Raw genomic sequence first — 23308 nt, 5'->3', positions numbered from 1 at the left:
CACCTCTCTACTCATTTTACACTTTTCATCCCCAAAAAAGATCCATATAAGTAATAACATAATCCTCAAAAACCACAAAAATAACGGCCCCATTTAGGGACCGTTATTTTTTTACTTTTAAATCAGCGGATTTTCATCCACCGCCGGCAAGTATCTGCCAGCCAATCCGGCAATTACCGTTAGCAAGCCAACGCTAATCAGGCCGGCCAAGTGAATCAACTGACTGGTTGTGTCAGACATTGCGACGCTGCCACTGATTTGGGCAATCACGGCCGTTATGTCTTGTTGCCGCATTACGGCTAGGCCCATCAAGCCGGTGATCAAGATAAATTGCATTAGGATACTACCGAGATACGTATTCCGATATTTAATAATTAAGGTTTGGGCCGGCGTCGTGACGCCGGTGTAATAAGCGCGATGATTTAAAAGAATGCTGTTGGCACTGCCAAAGAAACTAATCAATAAGATGCCTAATAAAATTAGATGTGGCGTAATCATCAACCACGCACCAGCAACAAATCCTAGTAATTGGACTTTTAAGTCTGATAACTTCGAAAAGCGCCCTTGCACGCTCTTTCTAATAACTTGGGCTAAAATCATCCCTGCACCGTAAGTCACGTAGGCGCCTATCATCAAACTCTGATTTTGAATTGCGACAAAAATATAGAGCATTAAGAACGTTTCAAACGCCCCGTTAATTAAAGCCGCAACCAAAAGCCAACCCGGCATCTTCGTTTTAGTGCCGCGCGTGATGATCACCCGCAGGATTAGCGCGACTAACCCAATGACAGCGACTGTGATTAATAACCAGACAAATTTAGCTTCAAAAAGGCGCAGATATCTCAGCGCAAACGCCATCGCGGTTGCCCAGACAAATAGTTCCAGGTTATTAATCGATTTGGTTTGTTCGACGAACACCGATTCATCAAGTTGCTTCACAAACGGTTCGAAGCGTTGCATACCGATAAAGCCAATCAATACAAATAGCATGATAACAATAAAGATGAACCGATATGAAAAATGACTAGCGATGGTCAACAGACCAACCGTTATTAGGCTAAAAGCCAATAACGTTTTAATCTCAGTGCCCATAAGGTGCCATTTCCAAACCACCCGCTCGTGATAATAAACGCCCTCATAGGTTGGCATGATCACACTGGCACTAGCGCCCAGGATAAAGGCCGCCATGTCCGTTAAATACAGCCATGGCGAAATAGCCAATAGCAATAAGGCGCCAGCAGCTAGCAGCATACTGATACTAGTTATTTTAAATGAATTCTGCACGTGGCCTAGACTATTCACGAATAATAAGCCAGTTTTCAACGCGGTATAGAATAAGATATACGGCATATAAGACGCCACCGACTGCCCGCTATGAATCATGGTTAAGCCAATTAAAGGGAGAATTTGAATTAACTTCGCCACCGCAAAGACAATCCCTTGTTTAATTTTTTCACTAGTCGCTAATTGTTGCCCATTTGTCATCAATCATCCCTACTTTCATTGATTAGACGGTACCTTATATTGCGTCTGATTTCAAAGAAGTACCGTTAAAAGCCTAAATTGATTGCACAAAAAAAACACCGTAAGTCGTCGAAACGACTTGCGGTGTTTTGATTAGGATTTTATTCCCATTCCACTGTTGAAGGTGGCTTGCTCGTAATATCGTACACGATGCGGTTGACGTGATCGACTTCGTTAACGATTCGCACAGAAACCTTTTGCAAGATATCCCATGGAATCCGTGAGAAGTCAGCTGTCATGCCGTCGATTGAGTTAACGGCACGAATCCCAACTGTGTAATCGTATGTCCGGCCATCACCCATGACACCCACACTACGGATGCCTGGTAAAACTGTAAAGTATTGCCATACAGTTTTATCTAAGCCAGCGAGTGCAAATTCTTCACGGAGAATTAAATCACTATCACGGACAATCTTTAATTTGTCTTCAGTGACTTCACCGAGGACCCGAATCCCAAGGCCAGGGCCTGGGAATGGTTGGCGCCATACGAGTTCATATGGCATGCCTAGTTTTTCACCAAGGTCACGGACTTCATCTTTAAATAATGTATTTAAAGGTTCAATTAAGCTAAATTGCATGTCTTCTGGTAAACCACCAACGTTATGATGTGATTTGATGGTTGTCGCAGTACTTGTACCACTTTCGATAATGTCAGTGTATAAAGTCCCTTGCGCTAAGAAATCAATTCCGTTTAACTTAGTTGCTTCTTCGTCGAACACTTGGATAAATTCGTTACCAATAATCTTCCGTTTCTTTTCTGGATCAGAAACGCCAGCGAGTTTACTCATGAAACGGTCTTTAGCGTCCACTTGGATGATGTTCAACCCAAATTTACCGCCAAGACTTTCCATCACTTGTTCAACTTCGCCTTTTCTGAGTAAGCCGTGATCAACAAAGATGCTGACCAATTGGTCGCCAATTGCGCGGTGTAATAACACCCCAACAACAGATGAATCAACGCCACCTGAAAGACCAAGAAGGACTTTCTTGTCACCGACTTGTTCGCGAATCTTTTCGATTTGCATGTCGATGAAATCGTTCATTGTCCAGTTGTCTTGGGCCCCACAGACGCCAAATGCAAAGTTCTTCAAAATATCGTTCCCGAATTCAGTATTCCGCACTTCGGTATGGAATTGAATCCCATAAATCCGACGTTCACGGTTTTCGATGGCGGTGAAAGGTGTATTATCACTTTCAGCAACTGTCACGTAACCTTCTGGAATCGCTGTGACTTTATCACCATGACTCATCCATACCGTTTGTTTTTCAGGAAGACCTTTGAATAAGTCACTGTCTTTGTCAGTCACTGTAATTTCAGCCTTACCATATTCACGTTCTGTTGATGCTTCAACATTCCCGCCGTTTTTAAAACTGATCAACTGCATCCCGTAACAAATCCCGAGAATTGGAATCCCTAGTTCAAAAATTTCGGGGTCAACTGAAAAGGCACCATCATCGTAAACACTCATTGGGCCGCCAGAGAAAATAATTCCTTTAGGGGCGATCTTCTTGATTTCTGCTGCTGTTGTCGTGTTAGGCAACAATTCAGAGAAAATCCCGAATTCACGGATACGACGTGTAATCAATTGATTATACTGACTACCGTAATCTAATACGATAATCTTATCGAAATCTTGCATGTCCTTTTGGGCCAAACAACTCACTCCTCTTTTTAAAAAGCAATTTGGTGTGAACAAGTAACACCAAATTGCTAGATTCATAGCACTAAATCAAACTATAATGTATCTATTTTACTGATTAATAATGAAAACGTCAATGGATTGACGGCCTTCCTGTGAAAAAACTCATTCTATTATTAATATTTACGTAGGAATACCTTATCAATCACGTGATGTTTTGTTTTATGCAAAATGACATCGGCACGATTACGCGTTGGTAAGATATATTCGTTTAAATTTTGTAAATTAATGTCACGCCATACCCGCCGCGCCATCTTGAATGCACTCTGTCGGTCACTGATGGCGTATGGATAATAGTAGTTGGTCGGATCATCTTTGGCTAAATCGAGTAATAGATCGAAACGCTCAAGGAACCACTTCTTGATTAAGTCGGCTTGCGCATCGACATAAATTGAAAAGTCGAAGAAGTCACTGACGTAAATCTGCTCAGTTGATGGCAACTGTAGTACGTTAATTCCTTCAACAATTAAAATATCTGGATCGTCAATCACGTCGAACTCGTCGGGCACAATGTCGTAAATCTGATGTGAATATTTCGGTGCTTTGACTGGTCCAACATTATTTTTGACCGCATTCATAAATTGAATTAGATGCGGCATATCATAACTTTCGGGGAAGCCTTTTTTATCAAGAATCCCTTTTTGTTTCAGCGTGGCTGTCGGATATAAGAACCCATCAGTCGTAATCATTTGAACCTTCTTATCCGGGTAGGCCCGGCTGAGAAGGAGTTGCAACAAGCGCGCCGTCGTACTCTTACCAACCGCGACGCTCCCAGCGATGCCAATGACAAATGGTGTCCTATGTGGCTTAATCTCTAGAAATTCAGATTTTTCGGCCTGGCGCATCTGGTACTGTTCATAGTGCATCTGTATCAGATGCCGTAATGGCAAATAAATATCACTCACATCCGCAAGTGAAATCCGATCATTCAATCCCCGAATCTGTTCCAGCTCCGTGTCCGTGATGCCAGTATACGCGTCACCGCGGCCATGAAAAACCCGCCACTCATCACGCGAGATTTCATAATATTTCATCTCGTTCTTCATCCGACAATCCTCCAATACTAAACGCATCCATTTTAACATTAAAAACAGAGTGCGTCATCTTGCGATTATATTCCGAGGAATTAGTCTAGTACCGTGAATAAGCGCCTTAAGGCGATTGTTTGCGGTGCGTAACTAACCACAGGAATATGCAAGATGAAAGCACGTTTCAAAACAGAGTGCGTCATCTTGCGATTATATTTCGAGGATTAGTCTAGTACCGTGAATAAGCGCTATTTAGTAGCTCGCCTTTTTTCTTTATAAATGATTATGATCAGCATCCCAAAACTAAGCAAACTGATCACCGTCCCTATTCTCTGAATCGTAGTTGTTCGATAATAAACGGTGATTCTACCAGTTCCCTTCAACGCAACTTGTGTTAACCCAGTTCGTTTATTCATCTGCATTGGTAATCGCTGATGATGGTTGAGTTCGGCAACGTACCCTTTGTAATAAATAAAGGGAACTTCAACAACTGCTTTTTGATCCGTCAGTGTCCTGAAATCAAACTGATAACGGCCCCATGTATGCCGTACATTTGTAATTTTTATTTTATGCGGCTGATACTTAATGACCTGTTTTTTATGTCGCAAAATTTTCTGGTAGTCGGTTTGAGCAGGTAAATACTCATGTCCGGCCCCAATGTAATAAGGGTTGGGCGTGTTATAGGCAGCATTCGTTCTAAAGCGCCAACTTTGGTTTTGAATACTATTCGTAGAGTAGATGACATTTCCTGCGCCCAACAACAGAATTAGCAGATAAAAGTAGTACTTATTCTTTAATAAATGACATTCATCCTTAGCAACTAAGTAACTCACAATTGCCGTAATAATGGCAAAAAAACGCCACGGGAACTGAATCGTATTGATAATTGTATGATCCAACAAATGCCACGGCATAATCGACGTCGTAGCTATGAATAGCCCCAACGCAATCCCAATTAAATCACGGTCGTTTTTGGAATAGTAAAATAGACCACACGCGATGCCTAATCCGAGTAGAATCGTGATACCGACATTCACTGTATTCGCATGAAAAACAGCATTCGTTAATGAATTAACAACAATGTCTTTAAAGGGTAATGTGCGGTCAGATAAAAATGCCAGGGGTTGTGCGGTTACTTGAAAAATCGTGGTTGCCATTTGTTCTCCAACCGCTAAGAAATAACGCCCTAATAAACCGATTGCTAATAAGCCAGCAGCAATGAGATACTTTAAACTTTTATTTTGGTAGAATCTCTTGAGATTTAATAAGGTATAAATAATGATGACAATGCCCATTATTTCAACAGAAATCATATGACTATAACCAATAGCTGCCATCCCTATTGATAACAGATACCAATACCGGTGCTCACCTTTTTTTAACCGCGTTAGCATCACAATCATTAATGGGAAAAAGGTGAGCGCGATCACTTCACCAATGGCTTGCCGATTAACTAAATCTGCAAAACGATAAATACTAAGACCGTACATCAAAGAGAATATTAATGCTTGCTTCTTATTAAAATCCGCTAATTTTCCTGAAATATATGTGATTAAAAACGTACTAAAATTAATCGCAATTGCAAATACAATAAAACTCTCTTTGATTGATAGTCCTACTACTCTCAGAATAGCTGGTAAGTAGAGAAAAGCATCTGGGTAAAAAAGACCTGCCGCATAGCCCCTTCCGCCGATGAAAAAGTAACTGATTCTCGGAAACCACTCTCCCTGTTTAATCGAAAGTGCCAAATTCTCAATGCGGTGATAGTCAGAACCAGACAGGATTTTATTGGGCTGTAAATAGACGATTGCAACCATCGCAATACTTAATAGTCCAAAAAATAATAGGGTTACTGTTAAGGCATGTCGCTTGTAAAAATACTTTAATCTTTGCATCATACACTCCTCATAAAAATACTTTAGTATCGATAATTGCCATTCCAGCATCAGTCTAAGGGGGACGATCGAATTATAAGTAAGTATAAATGGTAGATTGTAAAATTAATCCGAACGCTGTTCGGACAAAAAAGATCAGCTTCCTTTAAAATGGTGTTTACCACAAACCCATCTTTTAGGAGCTGATCTTTTGTCTAGTATAACCTATTCCGAACGAATTAAAATCGAAACCTTTTGTGAACTAGGGCTGTCCAATATCCAAATGGGCGTTCGGCTGAACCGATCACCGTCAACAATTTCTTATGAATTATCTCGATGTCAACCTTATCAGGCTGAATTAGCACAAACAGATGCCGAATACAAGCGATCACGATGTGGTCGGAAAACTAAGCTGAGCGATGAGTTAAAGCAAAAAATTCTCAACCATTTACGTCTAAGCTGGTCACCAGGAATGATTGCTCACGAATTTAAACTAGCTACTAAATCTATTTATAATTGGCTAAATCAGGGGAGAATTGGTTTCTCCTTGAATGATCTACCTGAACATGGCGTACGCCAACGGCGTAACGTTGACCAACGATCCAAATATAATCAATCTTTGGGGCGATCAATTGAACAGCGTCCCATGATGATTAATCAACGTAAGCGCATCGGCGATTTTGAACTAGATACAGTCGTTGGTCCTCGTGGGCATAGTAAGGCAGTTTTATTAACTTTAATCGATCGCAAATCACGGTTCCTTTGGGCATACCGGTTAAAAGATCGGACGACAGCGACTGTTAATGAAGCACTAACTAAGTTCCTAACCACTTTTAATGGTCCGGTGCACAGCTTTACTGTGGACCGTGGCACTGAGTTTAGTGGGCTAGTATCACTTGAATCACAATATGGTATTAAGACCTATTACTGCCATGCTTATACGCCAGCTGAACGTGGTAGTAATGAACGCTTTAATCGGAATTTACGTTATTTTTATCCTAAAGGGACTCGTTTTGAGCACATTAGTGCTCAAGATTTAACGACGACGTTACTCCAAATTAACCAGCGACCGCTTAAAATACTCGACTGGCAAACACCGTATCAGGTTATGCTGACAAATTTGTCCAAAAATTCGGATTAAATTTGCAATCTACCAAATATTCATTGCCCATTTTCTCGCGATTACACTTTTCATCCAATCAAAAAACGCCCGCCTTTCAGCGCGCGTTTTTTCTATTTAATTAACGTGTAATCATCTGCATCCACATTATCAATCAATGGTGACATGCCACCTGTTGCTAATAAAGTGAGGCGATGCATCGCTCTCGAACAGATCGTGTAGAGCAATTGCCGTTGATCTTCATGATTGTAGTTGGTTGCACTGACTTGCCAGCCGATAATCGCATCGAATTCCAATCCTTTGGCTAAGAAACTTGGAACGACTAACGTACCCGCTGCCAAACGTTGATTTTCGGAACGAATTAAAGTGACTTTTGTGCCACTGGCTTTCAACTTAGCTGTTAGTTCTTGGGCTTGCACCAATGTCTTGGTGATAATCGCCGTCGTTAACTTATCTGCTTCATTTTTAGCGAGTTGCGCATTCACATCAGCGACCAATTGATCTTCGCTTTGACGCACAATCAAGTTTGGCTTGTCGCCTTCACGGTTGAAAGCTTCAATTTTTTGACCGCCCTTTAAGAGCCCTTTGGTAAAGTCAGTGACTTGTTCAGTTGACCGATATGAACGCGTCAATTGAACGACCTTCGTATTTTGCGCATTAAAGAGTTGTTGCACTTGTTGTAATAGGTTCGTGCTGTTTTCTTTGGTGAAAATCGCTTGGTTCAAATCACCGAGTAACGTGAAGCGCGCCTTAGGGAAGTGCATCTTCAAGAAGGCCAATTCGTATGGTGTGTAATCTTGGATTTCATCGATAAAGACAAAGCGCATGTCGCGTTCGCCGTGCTTACCGGTCATTAAATCATAAAGATGCAAGTAAGGTGTCACATCTGATAACGTCATTTGTTTGGCCTTTAAATTAGCGACAAAATCAGTCACATGATCATTCCAGATTTCTGGTGTCAGGTCAAATTCAGCCAAATCAACCAATTGCGGCACAACCCGCATGAAGTGGACGTATTGTGCTTGAATACTCAAGAAGCGATTGCGTTGAATTCCTTTTTGAACGGGTTTGAAAGCCTTCAAAACGATTTGTTTAGCGATATATTTACTTTCCGCTTCACCAGTCTTAAAGTCTTTGCCCGCCATAATTTCGCGGAGTTCTTCATCACTCAAGTTTTCAGCGCGTTCTGTCACCCAGTCCGCCTTGGTTTCGTGGTCGACTTTATGGCTCAAACTGCGCAATAAACTTTCCTTCGTCGCGTCTAGCCGGTTTCCTAAGTGATAGTTTTCGTTGAAACGGTAATAGACGTCGCTGATTTTTTCCTTACTAATCAAGACCTTCCCGTTCACTTTCAAGTCACGGAAGCGCATATCACCTTTTTCAAGATGCGCTGCGTAACGTTTAACTGCTTTATAGAAGACTAGGCTTTCTTTCAAACGGCTAATCCGCGCATCAGTTTCCGTGATTGGTGTTTCGAATTGGTCAAATAAACTCTGAACAGCAAGGTTCGGCAAACGCCGTGCAACATATTGATAGTAAGTCATTTGAATCATGTTTTGTTCGCCAAGTTCAGGCAACACGTCAGCGATATAATCGTTGAACAATTGGTTCGGCGAGAACATGATCACTTGACTGGAATCCAGGTTACCCCGATACCGGTAAAGTAGGAAGGCAATCCGTTGTAAAATCGCGGATGTTTTCCCAGAACCAGCGGCCCCTTGCACGAACAATAAGTCCGCGTCAGTGTTCCGGATGATTTGATTTTGTTCCCGTTGAATGGTCGTCACGATACTCTTCATTTGTGTATCAGACTTTTCGCCCAATACTTCCAGTAACATTTGGTCACCAATTGTTTCTTGCGTATCAAATAACGCCTTAATTTGGCCATCTTCAATTAAGAATTGACGTTTCAAAGAAATATTGACGTCTTGCGGGCCGTCAGGCGTTTGGTACGTAACTTCACCAGTCTTCCCTTCATAGTAAATTGATGAAATAGGTGCCCGCCAGTCATAAATCAAGAAATGATCTTCGCGATCGGTGAATGACCCTAGCCCAATATAAATGGACTCAGACTTTGGTTCACCCTTTTCTTTAAAATCAATCCGCGCGAAATAAGGGGTTTTTTCCATTTTTTGTAAAGTCTCAAGTTGCCGGGAAGATTGTTGCCAAGAATTATTCCGTTCTTGCAACATTTGCCGTTGTTGTTCGATTGAGACTGCCGTTTCAGTCATTGCTGAATCATTATTGAAATTCAACCGTACATCATTAAAGAAGTTTGCGTTAATTTCTTTTTCTTCTGATTTAGCCCGTTCAACGGCGCCTTCGAAGTGCTTTTCGGCGTTTTTAATTAAACCGACAATCTCGGTTAAACGGCGTTGTTCTAATGATTTTTGTTCGTCAGTCAAAGCAGATGTCCCCCGATTTCTAAATAAACAGTTCTACAAGTTTAACACTAAATTCACAAGAGTGCGACGATAGGCGCTTATATTTTGAGCATTAACTGGATTTACCGAATTGGCGATGCAATCGTCGGTTCGGTAAATTTGGTTAAGCGTAGAAATATGCCTATCGGAGCACGTTTAGAGTGCGTTTGAAACGGTTTAACTTTCGAGGATTAGCCTAATCAGGGAAATAAGCGATGTAGTCGATTGTTTTCCTGATGTAGCTAAGCGGAAAAAGTTATTTGCTAAAGCACGTTTCACGATCTTCCCACAAAAAAGCCGGCCGCTGCAACCACCAGCCCTAACCCGTAGGTTAATAGCAGATAACCAAAGAAAATATGGTAACGGCGGCGGAACCACAGCTGACTCAATTCGCTATTGAACGTTGAGAAAGTCGTGTAGCCACCCAAGACCCCGACGCCCAAAAAGAGCGTCCACGTTTGATCCAATTGTGCCCCGGTCACCCAGCCTAAGCAAAAGCTCCCCGTTAAATTAATTAAAAAGGTGATTAATGGATATTCGCTGGCAATCTGCGTTCCAAGACGGGTTAATTGATACCGCAAAATAGCGCCGATTGCCGCGCCCAATCCGACAATTAATAACGTCATCATTTTAGCACCTGCGACTTTCCTTGCCGATCGAGCAGCCAAACTGCCCAGTAATCTGCCACTAAACTTAAGCAGACACCGCCAATCAAACTAATCCCGATATACAGGCTAAATGGCCACCATTGATTGGCCACCAATAACTTCAATGCATCCACGCTAAAACTAGAAAAAGTCGTGAAGGCGCCGAAAAAGCCCGTGCCCATTGCAAGTGCCAGCGTATCGCTGATCTGATAACGAACCACGATGTAACGCATTAAAAAAGGAAGACAAAACGCCCCGATTAAATTCACACACAAAGTGCCATACGGAAACCCTGCTGCTTGGTGCAATCCGAGCCCAATTGCATAGCGTAAAATCCCGCCAAAAAAGGCAAAAATTCCAACCGCGAGACTTTCTTTTATCTTCATTTTAGATCGCCCCCTTTTTAATATCGTAGCATCTATTTTACAGAAGTTATTACCAATTGTAAATTAGTTGTAGATATTAACTAGCGATAATGCCAACTTTTTAATAATAATTTAATCACTAACGAATTATCAACAAAATCGATAATATTAGCGCCAATATATAAAAAGCCAATTTTACGAACCCGTGCTGTTGCTCGGAAGCTATTCGGCTTTGACATGCTTTAGTACCCATCTAGCTATCAAAGCCAACTTCCTGTGCACAGCTGTGGCCCGCAAACAGTCGGCTACACCGCCTATTTACGAACCCGTGCTGTTGCTCGGAAGCTATTCGGCTTTGACATGCTTTAGTAGGTTAGTGTATGCTCTACACAACTTTATTGAGCATTGAAAGGATCTTTTTTATGACAAGCTTAGCGCTCGTAATCGTTCTATTGGCGGCTTTAATGACGCCGTTACTCATGGCAAAATTTAAGATTTCTTATTTACCAACCGCCGTTGCGGAAATTTTGGTCGGGATTTTACTCGGACAAAGTGGCTTCCACCTCATCTCAACCACCCCCACACTGACGGAACTTTCATCATTGGGTGTGACCGTCTTAATTTTCTTAAGCGGGATGGAAATCGACTTTGAACTCTTTAAAAAGCAACCCACCACAGCTAAATCTGGCGTTAAAACACCGCTGACGCCCTTACAACTGGCAGTCGGTAGTTTTACGCTGATCCTATTAAGTTCGCTAGGACTCGCCAGTTTATTGGCATGGAGTGGGTTGTTCACCGATATTGGACTCGCAACAATTCTCTTTTCAACCATCGCGTTAGGGGTCGTCATCGCCGCGTTGAAAGAAAAAGAACTCCTCAGCCAGCCGCTTGGCCAAACAATTCTGTTAATTGCCGTCCTCGGGGAAATCGTCCCGCTGATTTCGTTAACAATTTATGCCGCCCTCAATAATCCTGGTTCTAAGAGTCTGTGGTTACTATCACTAATTTTCTTAGCCGCGATCTTCTTATTGATGCGTTTTAAAACTGTTTATCACTTCTTTGAGCGGATTGATAAGTCAACGACTCAACTCGATATTCGTTTAGCCTTTTTCTTAATCATCACACTTGTATCGATTGCCGAAGAAGTCGGTGCCGAAAGTATTTTGGGCGCTTTCTTAGCCGGCATGGTCATGAAACTTTTACGCCCCCGTGAAGAGACGCAAGATAAATTAACATCAACCGGCTACGGCTTTTTCATTCCCATCTTCTTCATTATGACCGGTGCAAAACTCAACATCCCCGCGCTCTTACGTGATCCTAAATCACTGACCCTGATTCCCTTTTTCTTCATCAGTTTCATGGGTGCCAAAGTTTTGATTTACTTCGTCTTAAAACGGCGCTTCAAAGTCACCAACGCCCTCGCCGGGACTTTCCTCAGTTCGACGACCATCACGTTGGTCTTACCCATTTTGACGGTCGGTCTCAACTTGAAGGTTATCACGACACAGCAATCCGGCGCTTTCACAATTGCAGCGGTGATTAGCTGTATTCTTGGTCCGATTCTGTTCAATCGATTCTACTTACCAACGCCTGAAGAGATGCCACGCAAACGTGTTAACTTCATCGGCGCCAACATCATGACAATTCCAATCGCCCAACAGTTATCCAAAGGTCTGTACACAAGCGAATTATTTACCAATAACGAACAAAATTATCAAATCTACCATAGCCAAGCCAACCTCGAACTCTTGCCTGACTTGGCACCAGCCACCTTAACTGACGCGGCCGTCTTCGATACAGATATCCTGGTCTTAGGCTATTTAAATAATGAGCAAAATTATCAACTTGCCCAACAAGCGATTCAGGCCAAAGTACCGCGGATCATCGCCCGCTTTGAATTTAAGAATATCTCGGACGATCAATACGATGAACTTAAAGAACATGGCGTTGAAATTTTTAACACTTACGAAGCAAATATCAGTCTGTTGCGAAGTTTAATCGAGACTCCATCTACCTTACAAATCATTGATAACACCGATGCCGGGCTCTTCGAAGTCACGGTTAAAAATCGGCGCTTCACCGGGATTCAACTTTCTAATCTCCCATTTGTGGACCAAGTCACAATTAGTCGAATTTACCGCGATAAGCAACTGATCATGCCGCATGGTGACACGCAAATCCATCTCAATGATCACCTCATTCTAACGGGGAATAAACAGGCTGTTCCTGCCATTCGACGCCAATTAGAAACGCTCAACTAAATCATGTTGACCCTCGCACATTCTCTCTAATAGGTTTATAATGAAACTATCATAATTAAAGGATGGTGCAGATATGAAACAAGGAACAACAATCCTCACATTGGATAATGGTTACCATTTATGGACTAATACGCAAGGAACAGGCGACATTCATTTACTCTGCTTACACGGTGGCCCTGGTGGTAATCACGAATACTGGGAAAACTTCGGTAAGGAATTAGCTGATCTTGGTGTACAAGTACACATGTACGACCAACTTGGTTCATTTTATTCTGATCAACCTGATTACTCACAACCAGGCAATGACCAATTATTAACATATGATTACTTCTTAGATGAAGTTGAAGAAGTCCGTCAAAAACTGGGCATCGACAACTTCTACTTAATCGGCCAATCATGGGGTGGCGCATTGGTCCAAATGTACGCTGCTAAATATGGCCAACACTTAAAAGGTGCCATCATCTCGAGTATGGTCGATGAAATTGACGAATATGTCACAAACATCAACAAAATTCGTGAAGACATCATGACCCCTGAACAATTGAAATTCATGCAAGACTGTGAAGCTAAGAATGATTACGACAACGATGAATACCAAGCACTTGTTGACAAGTTAAACGCTGGTTACGTTGATCGCAAACAACCACTTGCAATCTCACATTTAATCCCAACAATGGCAACCGACGTTTATGGCGTCTTCCAAGGTGATAATGAATTCGTTGTGACTGGGAAATTAAAGGATTGGCATTTCCGTGACCAACTCCACAAGATTACTGTCCCAACGTTAATCACATTTGGTGAACACGAAACCATGCCAATCGCAACCGCTAAGATCATGGCTGAAAAGATTCCCCATGCTCGCTTAGTGACAACGCCAAATGGTGGTCACCATCACATGATTGATAACGCACCCGTTTACTTCGATCACTTGAAGACTTTCATCAAAGACGTAGAAAATGGCAACTTTAACGATTAAATAAAAAAAGCCGCGCTGAAGTGAACCCCAAATATTGGACGAAACTTTAAGCAGCTTTCTGGGTTGTAAAAATTCGATATTCAATCGGACTTTTACAACCCAGTTTTGTTTTAATTCTTGAAAAATTATACTCATCAATCCAAACCGATATTTGTGAAACTAGTGTTTCATAAGTATCGGTTTCTTTTTGGTAGAAAGCTTCGGCTTTCATAATATGGAAAAAGCTCTCCATTGCTGCATTATCTAAACATGTTGCTTTGCGAGACATACTTTGAAAAATGCGATGTTCTTTCAAGATATGAGTCCAATCTTGATGCTGGTATTGAAATCCTTGATCTGAGTGAACTGTTGTCCGGTATTTTAAATTCTTAGGGATTTTCTTAACTGCTCGATTCAAAACAGTTGTAGTAAATTCAACAGTAGGGTGTTTACTAACTTGATGGCTGAGAATTTCACCTGAGAATAAATCATAAATACATGTGAAATAGGCGCGTTCATCAATTGTCTTGGTTCCCCAGCGAACTTCAGTAACGTCTGTTACTAGTTTTTGATAAGGACGATCAGTGAAGAAACGACGGTTGATCAAGTTCTTAGCAACGGTGCCAACATTGCCTCTATATGAATTATATTTACGAGTACGTTTGTTAAATGCAGTTGATAGTAATTGCAGTTCTCGCATTAAGACAAGTACTTTTTTATGATTTACTAAGATATTCATACGATGTAATTCACCAGTTACACGACGATAACCGTACGCTGGATGATTCTTCTTGATTATTTGGATGGTTTGTTTAACAGATTGGTCAGATGAACCGTTCGGTTCATGACTAATAATGTATTCATACGTACTTTTGGCCATACCAACTATTTTTAGAATTTTTACTAGTTTGTGTTTAAGCCTTAGCTCTTGGATAACTTGCGCTTGTTGTTTTCTTCTTCCTGGACTAAGGCTCTTAATTTTTTTAGGTATTCATTCTCGATTTGTAGCAATTCATTTTCTTCTCTAAGACGTTCTAACTCTGTTTGTTGCCGTTTTTTTGATTGTTTATCAGCTGACATAATTGTTTGCCGTCCTTTGGAACGATATAAGGCATCAGCGCCCTCAGTCTCCCAAATATGTTGCCATTGCCAGATGGTCCCGACATTTGAGATATTAAAATGAAGTGCGGTTTTCGGATAAGAAGCCTTATTCGTTTTCATCCATTTTAAAACATTCATCTTAAATGAGCCATCAAATGTTTTTTCGGGTGATAGGACATCTAGTCCTTTTGGGCCAAAGGCCTTATAACGTTGAACCCACGAGACAACTAGTGAGTTACTCTTAATACCATATTTTCTCGCTATTAATTCATAACCTAAGGATGACGTTAGATAATCCTGAACAACTTTTATTTTTAATGTTTTAGAATATTTGGTCAATATAAAACCCCCCGATATTGGATTTTGGTCCAATATCGGGGGTTCACTTCACGCACAAATTTAAATTTGTGCGCGGCTTTTTTTGACCTAATCAATAATATCTGAATTAGGTTCCCATTTATCCAGTGTATCGAATAAGTGGTTTGTTTGTGCGAATAATTGAGAAAGGTCTGCATTGCCGTCATCTTTAAAATGTTTAAAGAATAAGTAGAAATCGACTTCCAATTGATCAACCATTCGTAATCCTTGCTCATTCAATGAAATGAATACTTTACGTTGGTCCATTTCATCACTGCGATTTTTAACAATTAAGTGTTTTCTGAATAAAACATTAATTTTACGTGAAATTGCTGGGCCTGAAAGATCAAAGGATTCCGATAATTTCGCCACTTCAATATTGGGGTTTAATTTGACCTCTCTGAGAATCAAAAATTGATCGTATGTCAAGTCGTGCGTGACAGTTAAATGATTTATCTTATTGTAAATTTGGCCAATTTGCAGATACCATTCGTTGAATCGATCAACAAGGTTACTATCCGTTTCTGGTTGCATCGAACCACTCCTTTACATAAACACTAAACGTGGTTATTAAGTGTTACTAGTCAAAAATAACACAAAATGTATAAAATTAAAAGATTTATGCTTAAAATATTAATAAATATTGATAAAGTTATTTATTAGTATCTTTTAAAATTTATTCTCTCTTAATGATAATTGCAATTGATTATAAATCAATTGTTATTATTACCATTAAAAATTATAAATGTATATAACCGTTTTGCAAAAAATATGGAATGACCCTGCACACCATTTTTATCTATGCTAGAATGAAGGTACTAAAAGCTATTGTTGGAGGGTTACGATATGAAACGAATCACACTTTATTTAGTGCGTCACGGTCAAACATTCTTTAACCGTTATAACCGGATGCAAGGTTGGTCAGACTCACCACTTACTCCGAAAGGGATTGCAGATGCCGAACGCGCTGGCAAAGAATTAGCGAAAGTTAATTTTGCTCAAGCTTATTCTAGTGACCGCAGTCGCGCAATGGACACCGCTAAAATTATTCTCCATAAGAATTTCTACCTTGATACTCCATATGCTATCACACCGCACTTCCGCGAAGAATTCTACGGCTATTTTGAAGGTGAAGATTCACCCAAAGCGTGGTACATGGCAGGTGCCAGTCATGATGCCAAAACCTTCCAAGAAATCATCACCAAATACTCACTCGATGCCTCTAAAGATTTCATGAAAGAAGCTGATCCCTTCCACGATGCTGAAGATGCCGCTGAATATTGGGCCCGCGTCGGTAAAGGTTTCAAACAACTTCGTGCTGAATGTTCTGACGGTGATAAAGTCTTGATGGTCAGTCATGGCACAACCATTCGCAGTATTGTTGGCAAGTTTGGTAACGACCAATTCGATGTTACCGTTAGTCCAATGAACGGTAGTATTACTAAAGTTATTTTAACAGACGAAGGCGTTACTGTTGAAAGTTACAATCAATTAACCCTTCAATAGTATCAAAACGATAATTGATGTATGAATATTCATTGAATATAGAGCTGGGCAATATTATTCTGACTGTTCAGCTTTTTTTGTGGGCAATAATTCATGCCGTTCAATAATAATACGCGCTTCAAATGACAGTTTCGGCAGTCTTCTTTGGCTTTTTTTGTAGGTAAAATGCTCACCACAATTGTAGCTAAGCAAGTTAAAAACTAATCCAGCGTGGTATACGCCTCTTAATGACATCAGTGTAACAAGTAGCGTCTAGAGAAACAACTTCGACCTCATCTAAAAAGAGCCCCCTTTAATCTCGAAGTTCAGATTAAAGGGGGCTTTTTTAGACTGATTCCTATGTTTTAAACTGTTTCAACCATCTACTATTTAACTTCCTTCAACACAATTCCTTTGTAGAGCCATGTAGTGAGCAAGTAGTAGATTGCGTAGAGAATAATGAAAATTGAAAATGGAATCCAGAGATCATTATATGGATCAATCATAATCAATTTGAACAATTGAAGACCAAAGAGGACATGGATGACGCCGACGATACCTGGTAAGAGGAATAAGACCCCAATTTCTTTGGCAATGGATTGTTGCAATAGATTGCGACGCGTCCCGATTTTAGCCAACATTGTGTAGCGTTTAACATCACTAGCTGCCCCAGATAAAATCTTGAACATCAAGCAACTTGCTAACATCGCTAAGAATGCAATCCCGAGGAAGAAGCCCATAAATTCGAGCCCACTGAACATGCTGTTCGCTAGCTTATAGTTAGCATACTTGCTACTATCCATTGTAGCCCCTTGACCTTTAGCCAATTCAGGATTTGCAATCACTTGTTGTGCGTGAATTTTTTTGATAACGGGTAAATTAACCGCAAAGTCTTTGACCCGATATGTTTTAACTTGCGTGGTTGCGCCTGCCACTTGATTAAATTCAGCGTCAGAGACGACTTTAACGTCCTTACTAGATTGACTTGGCACTTGAATTGCGCGCAAGGATGAAGAATCGCCGTTTTGAATCTCACTGAGTTTCACCGGTTTAACCCCTTTTGCGCGGGCGACACCATTCCCATTACCAAACTGAATGGCCATGATTGGTGACTTTTCAAGTTGTGCTGTCCGATAGTAGACAGTTTTCGCATCTTCTTTAACATCGTAATTAGCAGTCGCCTTCACACCCTTTAAATCTTTTGTGAGGCGCAATGCTTCTTGGTTCGGTTGATTTAAAACAACGTCGTAAGGCGCCATTGTTTCTGCCATTTCTGGAATTTCACTTTGATAGCCAATCCCAACTGTAATTGCGCCTAGTGCCAATGCAAATAACATCGCCACCAATGCGAGCATCTTGGTGTAATCCTTAATGCGGAAGCTCAATTGCGCTAACGTAAAATTATTTAAACCACGATTACGAATCTTGCTGTTACGTTTGAGCAACGTAATCAACCAGCCGAAAAGGGCATTAAACAAGAAGTACGTCCCGAGCACAATTGTCACTAATGCCACAACTAAGCCCATAATTTGGAACGTTGCGACTTTAATCATCATATAGTAACCAACAGCTAAGAAAAGTAAGCCCAAGACAATTTGTACAATACGGCTTAATTTATTTTGTGAAACGCGATTTGGTTGTTGATCATCGTGTAAGAGTTGTAAAACTGGTGTTTTCAAAAGTTGGAATTGATTAACTACCGCTGCAATAATGAACAAGATAATGAAGAAAATCAAAGTTACTAACACTGCAGGTAAGTAAAATGGTGAAAAATGCTTAATCTGAATATCCATTTGAGACAATAACAGATTGCTAACAATTTGGGTTAATCCGACCCCGAGCGCCGTTCCACTGAGAGTAGCAGCTGTCCCAATCACTAATGTTTCAGCAGCAATTAGTTGGGCAATTTTGCGGCCTTTTGCGCCGAGCATCATGAACATCCCGTAATCTCGACGCCGCATGCTCATTAAGAAATTATTCGCATAAATAATGTAGACTAATGTGATAATCCCTAATAAAACAGACCCGATTTGGAAAATAATGCCCGCCATGCTAATTGGCGAGTTACTCGTAACGAAACTTTTGTTAGTTGCCAGTGCTTCGAACATGTAAAAAATGGCACTTGCCATAATTAGACCGGAAAAAAGCACTAAATAGTCTTTCAAACGGCCTTTAATGCCGGTTAATGATAACTTCAATAACATATTTAGACTTCCTCCTAATGGTTAAATGTGCCTAATGTATCTAAAATTTCTTGATAAAAGGCTTCCCGACTCTTATCGCCGTGAACGAGTTCTTGGCCGATTTGACCATCTTTAATAAACAAGATTCGTTGACAATAACTAGCTGAAAATGGATCATGCGTTACCAATAAGATTGAAACGCGTTGTTCTTCGTTCAGCTGAGCCATTGTATCCAATAATTCCTTGGCACTCTTTGAATCAAGCGCACCCGTTGGTTCGTCTCCGAATAAAATAGCTGGATTATGGACTAAAGCCCGCGCAGCGGCGACCCGTTGTTTTTGACCACCTGATAATTCAGTTGGATATTTGTTTAATAAACTATCGATTGATAACGTCTTGGCAATTGATGTGACTAACTCGCGGACTTTTTTACCGCCAACATTTTGTAACGTCAATGGTAATGCCATATTTTCATAGGCCGTTAAGTTTTCTAATAAGTTGAAGTCTTGGAACATGAACCCAATTTCCTTGGCACGAAAATCAGCTAATTCATTCCCTTTCAACCCATTAATTGCTTGCCCGTTAATTTCAACTTGGCCAGCAGTCGGTTTGTCAAGGGTTGATAAAATGTTCAATAAGGTGGTTTTCCCTGAACCAGAAGCCCCCATGATCCCGACAAATTCGCCCTGTTTCACATCAAAAGTAACGCCTTTTAAGGCTGTGTATTGTTTTTCGTTTGGTTTACCGTATGTTTTTTTAACGTCTTTGACGCTAACGACTGTTGGTGTGTCCATTAATAATGCCTCCAGATTTTATGATAATTCTATCTTACAAGAGATTAAAACGGCATGCGCGCTTTTTAGATGACATTTTAACGGGCTAAAATAACAATTTTGTAAGATTATTCCCCCGTTCTTTAAAAATCAATGTGAAACAGTCAAAAAAGTTTTGTCTTCCCTTTCTGATTTGATTATAATAAAAACATTGTGAATTTTCAGAAAAGGGGTTTCTTTACGATGGATGAAATAGAACCAAAAAAGAAATATATTACCTGGCAAGTCCTTGCTTTAATGGATTTTGTGACCGTCATTGGATTTGACGATATTATTTATAACTTTCAAAACCAAGGGATGGCAGTTGTCTTCTCATGGATTGTCTTACTATTCGCCTATGTCCTCCCTTATGAATTAATGGTTGGTCACTTAGGCTCTGCTTTCAGTAAAGACGGTGGCGGTCTTTCCAGTTGGATGCGCCATACAAGCGGTGATGTTTGGGGTTACTTAACCGCTTGGTGTTACTGGGTAGCGAGTTTGCCATACTTGGTCGATGTTGCTAATTCAATGGTCGTTTCCTTCTTTTGGATTATTACTGGGAACGGAAATCTTGAAGACAAGCTCTCACGGGCTTCCTTTGCGCTTTTAACAGCCGCAATTACCATCCTCTTCATCTTCTTCCAACACAAGTTTACATCGTCTCTACAGGTACTCAGTATCGTTGGTGGGGGGGCGATGTTTGTCATGACCATCCTCTTTGTCCTAATGACCTTTGTTGGTTTATTGAACGGTGGTCACGTTGCCACCCATCCATTAAACGCACACACCTTCATTCCAAAATTTGATTTACATTACTTCTCAACCATCGGCCTCTTAATTTTCGCCATGAACGGTGCCGAACTTGTTGCACCATACGTTGGCCAAATGAAAGATGGTAAAAAAGATTTTCCAAAAGCCATGATGGCCCTCGCTCTAATGACCGCCTTCCTAACCATCTTCGGCTCATTAGCAATCGGCGTCTTCTTCGATGCCAACCACTTACCAGCTGACTTGAAGATGAACGGTTCATACTACGCCTTCTTAGCCCTTGGGCAACAATTCCACATGGGTAAAGTCTTACTCTACATCTTCGCTGTTACCCAAGCGATTTACATGGGCGCTCAATTAGCGATGCTACTCGATGGCGGCACACGGATTTTCTTATCCGACACTGCCAAACAATTCTTACCAAAAGCACTGACTAAGACCAATAAACAAGGCCTTCCAATCAACGGTTACTGGTTGACCACTGGGATTTGTACCTTTGTTTTAGCATCTAGTGCCTTTCTGCCCGAGATTAACGACATCTTCAATTGGTTGTTAAATATTAACGGTATCGTCTCACCATTTGTAACTTGTTTCATCTTTGTCGCCTTCTTACGGGTCCGTTTCAATAGTGAAAAATTCCCATCAGAATACACATACATTAAAAACAAACCATGGGCCATCATCGTTGGCTTCTGGTGTTTAGCCATTACAGCATTAGGAACGATCTTCAGTATCTTCCCACAAGATGCCACACCTGGCACAGCCAAATATACACACGAATTAATCTTAAACATCGTCGTCTCAGTCGCCTTAATGGGCCTCGGCGTGATTTTACCACTGGTTGCAAAATTCCAAAGAAAACGAGCAGCCTAACTAAAAAAGATTCGCCCCATATGGGCGAATCTTTTTTTATTGCCTGGGAAATGTTAATAAATCATAAAGCCATCTGGTTCAATGATGGTCGCTGCTGTTTGCTGCTGAACCCCTTCAGACAGAATTGGTGTCCTCATTGATGCAACACTAACGGCTGTTTGACCTGCATTAAAAACAGCCGTCAATTGTTGCTCACCTAATCGCCGAGTCATTTTTAAGACGTCGGGATGAGTCGGCTCAATTAACCACTCAAGCTGTCCTTCCGACAATAGTTTTTGCTTACCATGGCGAAGCCCAATTAGCTGCTTAACGAACTGATACATGGCTTGATCTTGGTCCACGGGATCCCACACCATGCATTTACGATTAGCAGGATCGTCCACTCCCGTCATGCCATACTCATCTCCATAATAGAGGCATGGCACACCCGGCTGTAGATACATAAAAGCCATCGTTTGACGCATCAAGCGTCGATTGTCGTTGGCCATCGTTAGCAACCGCGGCGTATCGTGCGAATCTAGGATATTAAACTGCACCTGATTAATTTGATCCCGGTACAGCATTAACTGTCGATTCAGCTTCGAAACCATTTGGTGGAGCGGAATTTTTTTATGAATAAAATAATCCAAAATCGCATCAGTGTAGGCGTAATTCATGACTGCACTAAACTCGTCACCGCTGAGCCAACTCTGCGCTGAATGCCAAATTTCACCAAGAATATAGAAATCAGGTTTAGCAGCATCACACACCTGTCGGAACTTTTTCCAAAAGTGATGATCAACTTCATTGGCGACATCTAACCGCCAAGCATCAATATCAAATGCTTCAATCCAATACCGCGCTATCGATAACAAATAAGCTTGCACCTCTGGATTAGCCGTATTTAATTTTGGCATGTGTGGCGTCGTGGCAAAGACATCATATGTAATGTCTGTAGCATCTTCGAAATTCCGACCTGGCTGATAACGCACTGGAAAATCCCGAATATGGAACCAATCAGCATACCTTGAAGCCGCGCCATTTTGAATCACATCTTGCCATTGTGGTGATTGATCGCCGAGATGGTTGAAGACAGCATCTAGCATGACCTTAATCCCTCTTTGATGACAAGCAGTAATCAGCTGCCGTAGCGTCTCGTCATTGCCAAAATGTGGATCAACCATCCGATAATCACGCGTATCATATTTATGATTTGAAGGCGCCATGAAAATTGGATTGAGATACAATCCATTAATCCCTAACGCCACCAAATGATCTAAATGGTCAATAACCCCTTGTAAATCACCGCCATAGAAATCTTGAGCCTGTGGTGCCTCATTTGTCCACGGTAATGTTCCATCTGGATCATTTGTCGGATCACCATTTGCAAATCGTTCAGGAAAAACCTGATACCAAACCGTTTGTTTGACCCACTCTGGTACCTTAGCCCGATCAATTTCTTGGAAATAGGGCATCCGAAAACAAGCATCTGTTTTAGGTAAGATTGGACCAGGCCCCTGATCACCATAAAAAGTGCTGGTCCCGTCCACACCAATCACTTGAAAAGCATAGGCTAATCGGCGGCGATCAATGGTCAGTTCAATCGTCCAAAAACAAGCGAGATCCGTTATTAAGCCTTGCTGCATCCGAATCGTTTTCGGTTGCCAACTGCCATCGACTAATATATAAGGATCCCCATACACTAGGTACACTGCTTCAACGTCATTACTTGCCGTCCGCAATCGTACCCGTAGCCTATCTGGCTGATATAAGAAAGCAAACTCACTATCTGGTCGATGATAAATCGCTGCTAAATCCATTTGTCTCCTCCTTAAAAAAACCAGTCCAACACA

Annotated in this window: 18 protein-coding genes; 5 read left to right on the top strand and 13 right to left on the bottom strand. The window is 41.1% G+C overall.

Translation table 11 applies throughout. The annotated features are described in order from the left end of the window. Positions 1-117: 117 nt before the first annotated feature. The 4 genes from LCU_RS08305 to LCU_RS08290 form a co-directional block, all read right to left on the bottom strand. A complete protein-coding gene (locus LCU_RS08305) occupies positions 118-1485 on the bottom strand; it encodes a hypothetical protein (RefSeq protein WP_056966907.1) in 1368 nt (455 codons plus the stop codon). A 140-nt stretch (positions 1486-1625) separates the two neighbouring features. Further along, positions 1626-3164: a glutamine-hydrolyzing GMP synthase gene (gene guaA, locus LCU_RS08300; RefSeq protein ID WP_174795744.1), complete on the bottom strand. Its 1539-nt coding sequence runs from the start codon at positions 3162-3164 to the stop codon at positions 1626-1628. A gap of 176 nt (positions 3165-3340) precedes the next feature. Then, the gene (gene coaA / locus LCU_RS08295; protein ID WP_056966909.1) at positions 3341-4270 is read right to left on the bottom strand and encodes a type I pantothenate kinase; all 930 of its coding nucleotides are present in this window, start codon (positions 4268-4270) and stop codon (positions 3341-3343) included. Positions 4271-4500: 230 nt separating this feature from the next. Beyond that, positions 4501-6147, bottom strand: a complete 1647-nt coding sequence (locus LCU_RS08290; protein ID WP_081038342.1) for a glycosyltransferase family protein — start codon at positions 6145-6147, stop codon at positions 4501-4503. A gap of 190 nt (positions 6148-6337) precedes the next feature. Between LCU_RS08290 and LCU_RS08280 the strand changes: the two genes are divergently transcribed. After that, complete coding sequence (locus tag LCU_RS08280; RefSeq protein WP_003592463.1) at positions 6338-7267, top strand: IS30-like element ISLpl1 family transposase; 930 nt, start codon at positions 6338-6340, stop codon at positions 7265-7267. Between the two features lie 92 nt (positions 7268-7359). On the opposite strand, the gene helD is transcribed toward LCU_RS08280, so the two are convergent. The 4 genes from helD to LCU_RS09985 form a co-directional block, all read right to left on the bottom strand. Then, the gene (helD, locus tag LCU_RS08275) at positions 7360-9651 is read right to left on the bottom strand and encodes an RNA polymerase recycling motor HelD (RefSeq protein ID WP_004271190.1); all 2292 of its coding nucleotides are present in this window, start codon (positions 9649-9651) and stop codon (positions 7360-7362) included. 293 nt (positions 9652-9944) lie between these two features. Continuing rightward, positions 9945-10298, bottom strand: a complete 354-nt coding sequence (locus LCU_RS08270; protein ID WP_004271193.1) for a fluoride efflux transporter FluC — start codon at positions 10296-10298, stop codon at positions 9945-9947. After that, positions 10295-10702: a fluoride efflux transporter FluC gene (locus tag LCU_RS08265; protein ID WP_004271189.1), complete on the bottom strand. Its 408-nt coding sequence runs from the start codon at positions 10700-10702 to the stop codon at positions 10295-10297. The genes LCU_RS08270 and LCU_RS08265 overlap by 4 nt, the downstream gene beginning before the upstream one ends. Positions 10703-10782: 80 nt before the next feature. Further along, positions 10783-10920 carry a hypothetical protein gene (locus tag LCU_RS09985; RefSeq protein ID WP_004271191.1) on the bottom strand — a complete coding sequence of 46 codons (138 nt, stop codon included), beginning with the start codon at positions 10918-10920 and terminating at the stop codon, positions 10783-10785. 183 nt (positions 10921-11103) lie between these two features. Between LCU_RS09985 and LCU_RS08260 the strand changes: the two genes are divergently transcribed. Next, positions 11104-12942, top strand: a complete 1839-nt coding sequence (locus LCU_RS08260; protein ID WP_054644704.1) for a monovalent cation:proton antiporter family protein — start codon at positions 11104-11106, stop codon at positions 12940-12942. Positions 12943-13015: 73 nt separating this feature from the next. Continuing rightward, positions 13016-13918, top strand: coding sequence for a proline-specific peptidase family protein (locus LCU_RS08255; RefSeq protein ID WP_004271194.1), 903 nt, complete (start codon positions 13016-13018; stop codon positions 13916-13918). Positions 13919-13964: 46 nt separating this feature from the next. Here LCU_RS08255 and LCU_RS08250 read toward each other — a convergent pair. Further along, positions 13965-15337, bottom strand: a protein-coding gene (locus LCU_RS08250) for an IS3 family transposase (RefSeq protein WP_128486107.1) whose coding sequence is annotated in 2 segments (ribosomal slippage) — positions 13965-14884 and positions 14884-15337 — 1374 coding nt in all. Because the reading frame shifts where the segments join, the coding sequence is not laid out codon by codon here. Between the two features lie 87 nt (positions 15338-15424). After that, the gene (locus LCU_RS08245) at positions 15425-15889 is read right to left on the bottom strand and encodes a MarR family winged helix-turn-helix transcriptional regulator (protein WP_004266069.1); all 465 of its coding nucleotides are present in this window, start codon (positions 15887-15889) and stop codon (positions 15425-15427) included. A 312-nt stretch (positions 15890-16201) separates the two neighbouring features. On the opposite strand from LCU_RS08245, the gene LCU_RS08240 reads away from it, so the two are divergent. Next, the gene (locus tag LCU_RS08240; RefSeq protein ID WP_004266073.1) at positions 16202-16861 is read left to right on the top strand and encodes a histidine phosphatase family protein; all 660 of its coding nucleotides are present in this window, start codon (positions 16202-16204) and stop codon (positions 16859-16861) included. A gap of 365 nt (positions 16862-17226) precedes the next feature. Here LCU_RS08240 and LCU_RS08235 read toward each other — a convergent pair whose 3' ends face one another. Together LCU_RS08235 and LCU_RS08230 are read right to left on the bottom strand one after the other, a co-directional pair. After that, on the bottom strand, positions 17227-19044 hold the full coding sequence (locus LCU_RS08235) for an FtsX-like permease family protein (RefSeq protein ID WP_004266014.1): 1818 nt from the start codon (positions 19042-19044) through the stop codon (positions 17227-17229). A gap of 14 nt (positions 19045-19058) precedes the next feature. Then, positions 19059-19817 (bottom strand): ABC transporter ATP-binding protein, encoded by a 759-nt coding sequence (locus LCU_RS08230; protein ID WP_128486138.1) that lies wholly within the window; start codon positions 19815-19817, stop codon positions 19059-19061. A 222-nt stretch (positions 19818-20039) separates the two neighbouring features. Between LCU_RS08230 and LCU_RS08225 the strand changes: the two genes are divergently transcribed. After that, positions 20040-21476 (top strand): APC family permease, encoded by a 1437-nt coding sequence (locus tag LCU_RS08225; protein WP_056966923.1) that lies wholly within the window; start codon positions 20040-20042, stop codon positions 21474-21476. A 53-nt stretch (positions 21477-21529) separates the two neighbouring features. Here the strand turns inward: LCU_RS08225 and LCU_RS08220 are convergent, their stop codons facing one another. Beyond that, entirely contained in the window at positions 21530-23275 is a 1746-nt protein-coding gene (locus tag LCU_RS08220; protein ID WP_056966925.1) for a glycoside hydrolase family 13 protein, read from the bottom strand. Between the last annotated feature and the right edge of the window lie 33 nt (positions 23276-23308).

It is taken from the genome of Latilactobacillus curvatus JCM 1096 = DSM 20019 (assembly GCF_004101845.1).
In the GTDB taxonomy this organism is placed as follows: domain Bacteria; phylum Bacillota; class Bacilli; order Lactobacillales; family Lactobacillaceae; genus Latilactobacillus; species Latilactobacillus curvatus.
Note: the sequence above shows the minus strand (reverse complement) of the source record. Positions and strands in the feature narration are given on the sequence as shown.

What these genes read in the sequence shown, in the direction of transcription:
- LCU_RS08305 (WP_056966907.1), bottom strand. Translation starts at nt 1,485, where the DNA reads ATGACAAATGGGCAACAATTAGCGACTAGTGAAAAAATTAAACAAGGG.
- guaA (WP_174795744.1), bottom strand. Translation starts at nt 3,164, where the DNA reads ATGCAAGATTTCGATAAGATTATCGTATTAGATTACGGTAGTCAGTAT.
- coaA (WP_056966909.1), bottom strand. Translation starts at nt 4,270, where the DNA reads ATGAAGAACGAGATGAAATATTATGAAATCTCGCGTGATGAGTGGCGG.
- LCU_RS08290 (WP_081038342.1), bottom strand. Translation starts at nt 6,147, where the DNA reads ATGCAAAGATTAAAGTATTTTTACAAGCGACATGCCTTAACAGTAACC.
- LCU_RS08270 (WP_004271193.1), bottom strand. Translation starts at nt 10,298, where the DNA reads ATGATGACGTTATTAATTGTCGGATTGGGCGCGGCAATCGGCGCTATT.
- LCU_RS08265 (WP_004271189.1), bottom strand. Translation starts at nt 10,702, where the DNA reads ATGAAGATAAAAGAAAGTCTCGCGGTTGGAATTTTTGCCTTTTTTGGC.
- LCU_RS09985 (WP_004271191.1), bottom strand. Translation starts at nt 10,920, where the DNA reads ATGTCAAAGCCGAATAGCTTCCGAGCAACAGCACGGGTTCGTAAAATT.
- LCU_RS08260 (WP_054644704.1), top strand. Translation starts at nt 11,104, where the DNA reads ATGACAAGCTTAGCGCTCGTAATCGTTCTATTGGCGGCTTTAATGACG.
- LCU_RS08255 (WP_004271194.1), top strand. Translation starts at nt 13,016, where the DNA reads ATGAAACAAGGAACAACAATCCTCACATTGGATAATGGTTACCATTTA.
- LCU_RS08245 (WP_004266069.1), bottom strand. Translation starts at nt 15,889, where the DNA reads ATGCAACCAGAAACGGATAGTAACCTTGTTGATCGATTCAACGAATGG.
- LCU_RS08240 (WP_004266073.1), top strand. Translation starts at nt 16,202, where the DNA reads ATGAAACGAATCACACTTTATTTAGTGCGTCACGGTCAAACATTCTTT.
- LCU_RS08235 (WP_004266014.1), bottom strand. Translation starts at nt 19,044, where the DNA reads ATGTTATTGAAGTTATCATTAACCGGCATTAAAGGCCGTTTGAAAGAC.
- LCU_RS08230 (WP_128486138.1), bottom strand. Translation starts at nt 19,817, where the DNA reads ATGGACACACCAACAGTCGTTAGCGTCAAAGACGTTAAAAAAACATAC.
- LCU_RS08225 (WP_056966923.1), top strand. Translation starts at nt 20,040, where the DNA reads ATGGATGAAATAGAACCAAAAAAGAAATATATTACCTGGCAAGTCCTT.
- LCU_RS08220 (WP_056966925.1), bottom strand. Translation starts at nt 23,275, where the DNA reads ATGGATTTAGCAGCGATTTATCATCGACCAGATAGTGAGTTTGCTTTC.